Source organism: Rhodoferax sp. (assembly GCF_028688795.1).
Lineage (GTDB): Bacteria > Pseudomonadota > Gammaproteobacteria > Burkholderiales > Burkholderiaceae_C > Rhodoferax.
On record NZ_JAQTXM010000067.1, the window covers coordinates 1 to 7,917 of the forward strand.

Sequence of the window (7,917 nt, forward strand, 5' to 3'; positions counted from 1 at the left end):
AGCCGCGCCTGCAAAGCCCGACCGGCTCCATTGCCCAGCTGGCGCATTTGCACCGGGTGATGCAACTGGCGGACAAACACGACTTTCTGGTGGTGGAAAACGACATCTACGCCGATCTTGACCCCGAGCCACGGCCGTCCCTGGCCAGCCTGGACCAGTTGAACCGGGTGGTCTATATTGGCAGCTTTTCCAAAACCATCTCATCCAACATCCGTGTGGGGTATGTCGCGGCCAACCCGGATTTGCTGGAAGACCTGGCCCAGCTCAAGATGATTTCGGGGCTGACCTCATCCGAATTCACCGAACGGCTGGCGCACGGCGCGCTGATTGATGGCCGCTGGCGCAAACACGTCAAGGGCCTGCGCGAGCGGCTGGCCAAGGCCCATGTGGCGGCGGCCTCCAAGTTGCTCAAGCTCGGTTTTGAGATTTTTTGCGAGCCCAAAGCCGGTATTTTCCTGTGGGCCCGGCATCCGGCGTTACAAGACTCGGGTGAACTGGCCTACCGGGCGGCGGAACATGACATCCTGCTGGGGCCGGGACATCTGTTCAGCTCCGACCTGCAGCCCAGCCCCTGGCTGCGTTTCAACGTGATTTTTTGTGACGAACCGGCGGTGTTTGACTTTCTGGCGGGGTGTACCCGCTGAACCCGGGCTGACTGTTTTCCTTGCTGCTTCTTTTTGTTCTGAAAAATAGACCATTTTTCTGGTCATTATTTGGTAATATGGTTCGTCTTCACCCTCTGGAGCAAGCACATGGACGCTGTATTGGCTGAAACATCCATCGGCATCACTGAACTCAAAAAGAATCCTTCGGCGGTCATTCGTGATGCCGGTACTGACACTGTGGTTGTGTTGCATCACAACAAGCCTTCGGCTTATCTTGTGCCTGCAAGCACGTATGAGGCACTGATGGAGGTGCTTGACGATCTGCAGTTGATCCCGGTTGTTCGGGAACGGATAGCTTCCTGGCAGGCTGATCCGGATCATGTCATTGAGATGAGTCGAGCAGAATTGGAGGTGATTGCTCGCGGCACACCCCTCAAATCAGCCAAGCCACGCACATCGACAAAATCACGCACGGGCGGCGCACGCTGAGCAATGGGGAGCACATCAGGGGGGTATCGTTTGCGGTTTTTGTCTCAGGCCAAAGAGGAATGGGACAAGCTCGATGGCAGTGTCAAAACTCAATTTGCCAAAGTGCTTCTGCGCAGGCTTGATGTTCCCAGAGTTCCTGCTGCTGCACTGACTTCCATGCCTGACTGCTACAAGATCAAACTGCGCAGCACAGGTTTTCGCCTGGTCTATCAGGTACAGGATGACGCACTTGTGCTGTTGACGATTGCCGTGGGAAAACGCGACAAAAGTGCGGTGTACGATGCCGCAAAAAAGCGCTTGACGCTTGGCCTCTGAAAAATAGGCCCAAAAGCCTCGTTAAATCGAGCCTAGCCCCTTTTACTAAAGCATTCCCGATCGGGAAATATTGTTTGCATAAATGTCATTTACGATCCATAATTTCCCGAACGGGAAATCAAATGGCATGATATCCATTCAATCACCTCAACAACTCGGCGATGCACTTCGTGCCGCTCGCAAGCAGCTCAGGCTGACACAGCCACAACTGGCCCTTGCAGCCGGAGTTGGTGTGCGCTTCATCGTAGACCTTGAGGCAGGCAAACCTACCTTGCGACTGGAAAACGTGCTGAGGGTCGTCGATGCCCTGGGTGGGGAGATTCAGTTGAACGGATTGCCAGCAGTTGCAACCGAGAATTGAAGTGAAGACTCCAGCCATGGTGCATGAACTGGAAGTCTGGCTTTTCGCTGATCGTGTCGGTACGCTGTCATTGGTCGATGGACGACTGAATTTTTGCTACGCAGCCGGTTGGCTGTCGCGTCCAGACAGCGTTGCCTTGTCAGCTTCGCTGCCCATGCAAGCAGAGCCGTTCGACGATCATCAATCACGCCCCTTCTTTGCTGGTCTGCTGCCAGAAGGCCAGATGCGCCGCCTGATTGCGCAGCAGTTTCAAATTTCTGGCCAGAACGACTTTGCGCTGTTGGACCACATTGGCGGCGAATGCGCAGGAGCCGTGACGTTCATTGAGCCGGGGCAGGCTTTACCTGAACTTGCTCGCAACGATGACGTGCAGTGGCTCAGTGATGAGGAGGTCGTTGCGATTCTGGATGAGTTGCCGCATCGCCCCATGCTGGCTGGCAAAGACGGCTTGCGGCTTTCATTGGCGGGTGCCCAGGACAAACTACCGGTGGTGTTCGATGGTGCACGCATTGGACTGCCCCTCAACGGCGCACCAAGCTCCCACATTCTGAAGCCGGCCATCCACGCCGTTGAGGACAGCGTCACCAACGAAGGATTTTGCATGGCACTGGCTGATGCCATGCAGCTCAAACCAGCCAAGTCAAAAGTTCACCTGGTATTGGGGCGCTCGTTTCTGCTGGTTGAGCGCTACGACCGGCTGATCAATGCTCGTGGACGTCGGCAACGCCTTCATCAAGAGGATTTCTGCCAGGCGCTTGGTGTGGTCCCAGAAATGAAATACCAGAATGAAGGTGGCCCCGGTCTGACTCAATGTTTTGATCTGGTGCGCCGTGCAACGCGCCCCAGTGCGCCGCAGATCCTGCGTCTGCTCGACTACGTCATCTTCAATGCACTGATCGGCAATCATGACGCACACGCCAAGAATTTCTCACTGCTGCATTCGGGCAAGATGCCGGTTCTAGCGCCGTTCTACGACACACTCTCGACGGCGGTGTATCCGACACTGACGCCGAAGATGGCGATGAAGATCGGCAGCAAGTACAAGTTCAGCGAAGTTCAGACGCGGCACTGGGAGCAGTTTGCAGAAGACGTTGGTCTCACCAAGGCACAGGCCAAACGGCGCATTCTGGAGTTGGCAAGGTCACTGCCACTTTCGGCGCGGAAGCTTCAATCTGATCCGCATCAAGGCTTTGCCGGGAACGCCATGGTTGAAAAAATCATTGGCCTGATCGAACAACGCTGCGCTCTGACAATTCGGCGACTTACCGCCCCCTCTGACTGAGACACCGGTAAATATCGCCAACACTCAGCTCCGGCCGATAGGGCAGTACACAGCACCTCAGATGACTTGACCACACCTGGGCTCTGGATTTGACTTATCTTGTTTCGCCCGATGGTGCTACCTTCACGGTGCTAGGCATCATCGACCACGGCTCACGCCGGGTGTTGGCCTTGCAGCGTTTGCCGCGCAAATGCGCCTTGACTGTGCTGGGCTATCTGATGCTGACGATGGCCAGGTATGGGGTGCCTGCGGTGATCTGTTCAGACAACGAGGTGATGTTTACAAGCAAGCTATGGAAAACCGTCTTTGCCTCTTTGCGCATTCGACATCGGCGCAGTCGCCCCCGCTGCCCGTGGGACAACGGGGTGATTGAGCGGCTGTTTGGCACCTTGAAGCCACTGCTGCGTCAAACCCGGATCACAAGCTCCAAGTGCTTGCAGCAGGTGCTCAATGAATTCACTGGTTTTTACAACCATGTGCGTCGCCATCGCACTTTGGGCGGAAGGACTCCGATGGAGGCGTGGCAAGGCAAGAGCCTGGCTGAAGTGCAAGCCCACGGGCACAGCGGGTGTCAACAGGGCTGGTTTGACCGGGAGTGTCCACAGGGATCAGGAATAAACACGCCCTGTGGGTGGGAATGGCTTCAAAAATGAGCCAGCTGGGAATGGTTGCGTCACTGCAACCACGTTGAAACCGTGCATCCGCACCGGAAAACCAGCGAAACTGCTGAAAATCCGGGGGCGTGATCGGATCGCTTGGGCTTGGGGGTCATATGGACAGGACAGTGCCTGGCCAGCTTCGAGGGGATTCCGATTGTGACGCCCGCGCAAGGATTGCAAAGGGTGCTGGAGTCGCTTTAGCGGCTAAAAGAAGAAGCCACCGGCAACCCCACAGCTTTAGCGGCTGGCTAGGGGTGGCGGTGGCTTTTTTTATTCTTTAGTGGCTATTGGATTGGTAGCTTGCTGCGCCTGGATATGCAGGTGGACAGGCCAGCTATTTCTTCTTTTCCCAGTCCGGCACGAATGGCTGGATGCCCTTGGCCTTGATCATGTCCACGATTTGCTGCTTGCGTGGGTCGGTGTTGGCGGGGCCACCAAGATCCTGCGCATGCCATGCAAGTTTGTCCAAGTCGACGCTGAATCCACGCTCCAGAAGGTAGATCACGACATCAAACTGACCTGTAGCCACAGCGGTGAATCCCGCGTTTTCGCCCTCGATGACCCGATTCACATTGACCCCACGCTCCACCAGCATGCGAACGCATTCCAGGCAACCAACGGCCGCTCGCAAAGCGCTAAGCTTATGACTTGTACTCTCTGGGTCACCTCCGTTGTCCAGCAAAACCTTGAGCACCGCAGGCTTGCCCTTGGCCGCAATCACCACCGGGTATTCGTCCCACTCGAAACCCTTGCCGTTGTTCATACGCATGGGCAGGTTGGGATTGGCCCCGGCCTTGAGCAGGGCTTGGGCACCCGCTGCGTTATTGGCCATGATGCTCCAGAACAGCGGGGTCAGCCCTTCTTTGCCCCGAGCGTTCGGATCAGCGCCAGCGCGCACGGCCTGCGCCACTGCATCGGCCTTGCCTGCCGCCGCAGCACGGGCTAGGTCGCGGACAGCGCCACGCCCAAAGATGTCCGTCACAGTGGCAGCATAGAGCCGGAATTCCTGCGTGTCTGGTGCTTCATTCATTTGGCAACTTGAAGTAAGAGGAGAGCCCGCTAGCAGCATCACCGCTAGAGTGCGCCCAATTGGTTTCAGAAATGGATGCACGACTAACGCCTTCCCACGCTACCAAACAAACCGTACATAACGCTGGTGGCCATCGAATGCAAGGCACCCCCGCTGGGCACGGGATTGACCCCACCCAAATGATTGCTGAGCCAACCGGGCGCAGCCGTGGGCGAAAGCATATAACGCGTGCCAACCGCAGGGCTGAGCACATTGGCCTCCATAGTCGTCGCGCCAGGGTTCACCCAGCGCGCCGGGGCAGGCAGCGGAACACTGCTCTCCACGGCGGGCAGCAGCAGATTCTTGTCAGACCAGTTGAACGCGCTGAGGCCCAGCGTTGGATCTGCGTTCATGTTGTTGGCAATTTGGCGGCCACGCGCCCCAAAGCCTGCAGGCATTTGAGCGCTGTCTTGTATCGCACTCAGCGGATCACCCTGCACGTAGTAGGCCGACACCAGGCTGCCGCCACGCGCCCAGGCCCCGCCAAAGGCACTGCCCAGCACGCGGCGCACCGTCTCGGGATTCACGCCTGCCGCATTGAAAGTGGTCGCTGGCAAACCCGTCACCAGCGCCTGCGCCGAGGCCAAGCCACCACCCAGGGAGTGGCCTGTGAAGGAGAGTTTGTCGCCATATGTTGCACGCAAGTCTCGCGCGACCTCCATCGCCTTCGTGTACTGTCCCGACTCAAAGCCAAACGCCTGGAGGATGTTGGCGCGCACGTCCAACTTGTCGGGCCCTTCTGTGCCGCGGTTGGCGTAGATGAAGGTGCCGTCACCAGCATTGCGGTACAGCGCGCCAAAGTAGCCGCTAGCCGCATCCTCAAAGGAGCGTAGCCCCAGGCTGGCTGGTAGTTCGTCCGCTCTCATGCGGCTGTAGCCACGTGGCAGGATTTCGGGAATGGAGGTGTCGAAGTACACGTTGAAGCGCGCCGCGATAAATGAGTCATTAAAAGCGCGATAAATAGGGTGATGAGCTATTTTCGCGGAGAAAAAGGAAATTGCCTGTTGTGAAACAGGTAATCCAGACTAGACCTCAATCGTCACCACCGTCAAATCCGGCGCGGCGCCCTCGATCACGCCGTCGCGCACAAACGCATTGCTTCCCACAGGCACGCTGGTGCCGCGCACGCGCTGCTGCGCCCCTCCTGGCCAAGTAATGGTGCTGTCACCCGTAGCGGTGTGCACGGCGGTCACGGCAGCCACTTGCAGGGGTGCATCTGGCAGCAGCTCGCGCAGGGCGCGGTAGAGATTGGTGGCGGTCATACGGCCTCCAGGTGGCGCTCAAGAGTCACAGTCTGGCGCAGGGTGGGCATCTTTGCGTGCACGCTCACGCCGCGCACCCGGCCACGCCACGGGGTGGCAGTGTTGACTTGCACCACCTGCCCCACCTCCAGCACACCAGGCTGGCCAAAGCCAGTCAGCACCGGCAGATCAAGGGTAACGGCGTATTTGTGGCCAGCCGCACCCAAAATGCTCAGGCCGCGCTGGCGGGCTGCATCGGTGGCGGTGATCAGCGGGTCGCTCACCATCTGGGCCAGCTTGTCGCCTGCGCTGCCTGTGCGTTTGACCAGGGCCAGCACACCGGCCACCGTGCCGGATGTGTAGACAGCGTTGATGTCAGGGCCGTCCCGGCGCTGCACGGACTCGGTGATCAGTGCATCGGTGGCCAGCTCTACATCAGCCGCGCCCGTGCCCCACGCCCATGGGGCACCAGAGGCATCGCCCAAGCGCTGGCCGTAGGGGTGTCGGGCCAACAAGGTGGCGGTGCTGCGGTGGCTTTGCAGATAGCCGCCTGCAGCCTGCACGATAGCCTGCACGGCATCCAGCGCGCTGCCCTGGTGGCTCCATGCGCCCGCCGGCACCAGCCAGTCAACCAGGCCGCCGTTGGACAGCGCACCAGCGCCTATGCCCCAATCCAGATCCACACCGGTGGAGGTCAGCGCATCCAGCGAGTGCCATTGGGGCCAGGCTCGATTTAAATTTTTAAATTTTTAAATTCATTTAAATTCATAGCTACTAATGCAATATCTACAAGGTACTGGATGCGTTTGAGCCATAAATAGTCTGGCGGTAAAACTATTGATCCAACCCCGCCAGTCCCAGCTGCTTGCTGTTGTCTTGCGGGCTTGCGTCTTGTTCTGGTTTGCGCGGTCGCCCGCGTGGTTTCGCTTCGCGGCGCTGGCCGGTGGCTTGTTCGATGGCATCGAAAAAACGGCTGTTGCCCAGCGGCTGGGTCTGGCTGAGGGCCAGCCGGATGTCCGTGATGGTTTTGTCGCTCAGAACCTGGTCAAAGAGTTCGCGGTAGGCGCCCTGGCGGCGGGCGTCATCCGGGCCGAGCGTGGCGTACAGCGGGTGCGGGGTGAGCAAAGGTGTGGTTTCACCCAGCGCATTGGCGCGGTAGCTGCTCCAGCGGTAATGCGCGGGGTCGGGGCAAATGCCTGCGCGCACCGGGTTGAGTTCGATGTAGCGCATGCAGGCCAGCAGGTAAGACTCGGACTGGATCAGGGACGATTTGTAGCGGCCTTCCCACAGGGTGCCTGAACGCTGGTAGGCAGCGTTGATGTAGGGCACATAGCGCCGGCCCAGCGTCACCATCAGACGCGGGACAGCCTGTGCGTCAGCCGGTGTGAGCAGCAGGTGGACGTGGTTGGTCATGAGCGCATAGGCGTGGAGCTGGCAGCCGGTGCGCCGGGCCGCATCGCCTAGCCACTCCAGATAGGCCAGGTAGTCGGCATCGGCAAAAAAGCAAGGCTGGCGGTTGTGCCCGCGCTGCACGATGTGCAGGGGCACGCCATCAAGGTGAATGCGGGGGCGGCGGGGCATGGCCGGATATTAGCTGTTTTTAATTTGAGCCTGGCCCCTTTTTGATTTTGTACAGCCGCCCCTGCCAGGTGTCGCGCGCCAGCAGCAGGGCTTCCACTTGCGGTAGCAGTTCGTGCAGGCGCATGTTCCAGTCGGGGGCGAGTTTGAGCGCAGGCGGCACCTCGCTGCCGATGCGCTGGATGGCCATCTGGGGTGACAGCCGTTCCAGAAAATCCACCACCAGCGCAAAGTAGTCCTGTGGGCTCATGATGGGCAGGCTGGCCGGGTCGCGCCGCCACTGGTTGGCCAGCACGGTGTGTTTGATGATCTGCAACT

The 7,917-nt window shown here is 58.9% G+C and carries 11 protein-coding genes and 1 pseudogene; 6 read left to right on the top strand and 6 right to left on the bottom strand.

All coding sequences use genetic code 11. The annotated features are described in order from the left end of the window. The 6 genes from PHQ58_RS22655 to PHQ58_RS22680 form a co-directional block, all read left to right on the top strand. Nucleotides 1-644 (top strand): aminotransferase class I/II-fold pyridoxal phosphate-dependent enzyme (locus PHQ58_RS22655; RefSeq protein WP_300115972.1); only part of this gene is annotated, 644 nt, incomplete at its 5' end. Between the two features lie 108 nt (nt 645-752). After that, nucleotides 753-1,094, top strand: coding sequence for a type II toxin-antitoxin system Phd/YefM family antitoxin (locus PHQ58_RS22660; protein ID WP_300115974.1), 342 nt, complete (start codon nt 753-755; stop codon nt 1,092-1,094). A gap of 30 nt (nt 1,095-1,124) precedes the next feature. Beyond that, nucleotides 1,125-1,409, top strand: coding sequence for a type II toxin-antitoxin system RelE/ParE family toxin (locus PHQ58_RS22665; protein ID WP_367187371.1), 285 nt, complete (start codon nt 1,125-1,127; stop codon nt 1,407-1,409). Between the two features lie 82 nt (nt 1,410-1,491). Beyond that, the gene (locus PHQ58_RS22670) at nt 1,492-1,770 is read left to right on the top strand and encodes a helix-turn-helix transcriptional regulator (protein WP_300115978.1); all 279 of its coding nucleotides are present in this window, start codon (nt 1,492-1,494) and stop codon (nt 1,768-1,770) included. A gap of 16 nt (nt 1,771-1,786) precedes the next feature. Continuing rightward, on the top strand, nt 1,787-3,052 hold the full coding sequence (locus PHQ58_RS22675; protein ID WP_300115980.1) for a type II toxin-antitoxin system HipA family toxin: 1,266 nt from the start codon (nt 1,787-1,789) through the stop codon (nt 3,050-3,052). 83 nt (nt 3,053-3,135) lie between these two features. Continuing rightward, nucleotides 3,136-3,705 carry an integrase core domain-containing protein gene (locus tag PHQ58_RS22680; protein WP_300115996.1) on the top strand — a complete coding sequence of 190 codons (570 nt, stop codon included), beginning with the start codon at nt 3,136-3,138 and terminating at the stop codon, nt 3,703-3,705. Nucleotides 3,706-4,045: 340 nt separating this feature from the next. Here the strand turns inward: PHQ58_RS22680 and PHQ58_RS22685 are convergent, their stop codons facing one another. From PHQ58_RS22685 to PHQ58_RS22710, 6 genes and pseudogenes are all read right to left on the bottom strand, one after another. Further along, a complete protein-coding gene (locus tag PHQ58_RS22685; protein ID WP_300115983.1) occupies nt 4,046-4,741 on the bottom strand; it encodes an ankyrin repeat domain-containing protein in 696 nt (231 codons plus the stop codon). A gap of 83 nt (nt 4,742-4,824) precedes the next feature. Continuing rightward, nucleotides 4,825-5,697, bottom strand: coding sequence for a hypothetical protein (locus tag PHQ58_RS22690; RefSeq protein ID WP_300115984.1), 873 nt, complete (start codon nt 5,695-5,697; stop codon nt 4,825-4,827). A 108-nt stretch (nt 5,698-5,805) separates the two neighbouring features. Next, complete coding sequence (locus PHQ58_RS22695) at nt 5,806-6,042, bottom strand: hypothetical protein (protein ID WP_300115986.1); 237 nt, start codon at nt 6,040-6,042, stop codon at nt 5,806-5,808. Continuing rightward, a complete protein-coding gene (locus tag PHQ58_RS22700; RefSeq protein ID WP_300115990.1) occupies nt 6,039-6,704 on the bottom strand; it encodes a hypothetical protein in 666 nt (221 codons plus the stop codon). The genes PHQ58_RS22695 and PHQ58_RS22700 overlap by 4 nt, the downstream gene beginning before the upstream one ends. Before the next feature lie 151 nt (nt 6,705-6,855). Further along, nucleotides 6,856-7,602 (bottom strand): transposase, encoded by a 747-nt coding sequence (locus PHQ58_RS22705; protein WP_300115993.1) that lies wholly within the window; start codon nt 7,600-7,602, stop codon nt 6,856-6,858. 19 nt (nt 7,603-7,621) lie between these two features. Beyond that, a pseudogene (locus PHQ58_RS22710) lies at nt 7,622-7,917 on the bottom strand (TIGR01212 family radical SAM protein); the annotation flags it as partial.

Bases quoted from the DNA above. Each gene is read 5' to 3' on its own strand.
- PHQ58_RS22660 (WP_300115974.1), top strand. From the start codon at position 753: ATGGACGCTGTATTGGCTGAAACATCCATCGGCATCACTGAACTCAAA.
- PHQ58_RS22670 (WP_300115978.1), top strand. From the start codon at position 1,492: ATGTCATTTACGATCCATAATTTCCCGAACGGGAAATCAAATGGCATG.
- PHQ58_RS22675 (WP_300115980.1), top strand. From the start codon at position 1,787: ATGGTGCATGAACTGGAAGTCTGGCTTTTCGCTGATCGTGTCGGTACG.
- PHQ58_RS22685 (WP_300115983.1), bottom strand. From the start codon at position 4,741: ATGAATGAAGCACCAGACACGCAGGAATTCCGGCTCTATGCTGCCACT.
- PHQ58_RS22695 (WP_300115986.1), bottom strand. From the start codon at position 6,042: ATGACCGCCACCAATCTCTACCGCGCCCTGCGCGAGCTGCTGCCAGAT.
- PHQ58_RS22705 (WP_300115993.1), bottom strand. From the start codon at position 7,602: ATGCCCCGCCGCCCCCGCATTCACCTTGATGGCGTGCCCCTGCACATC.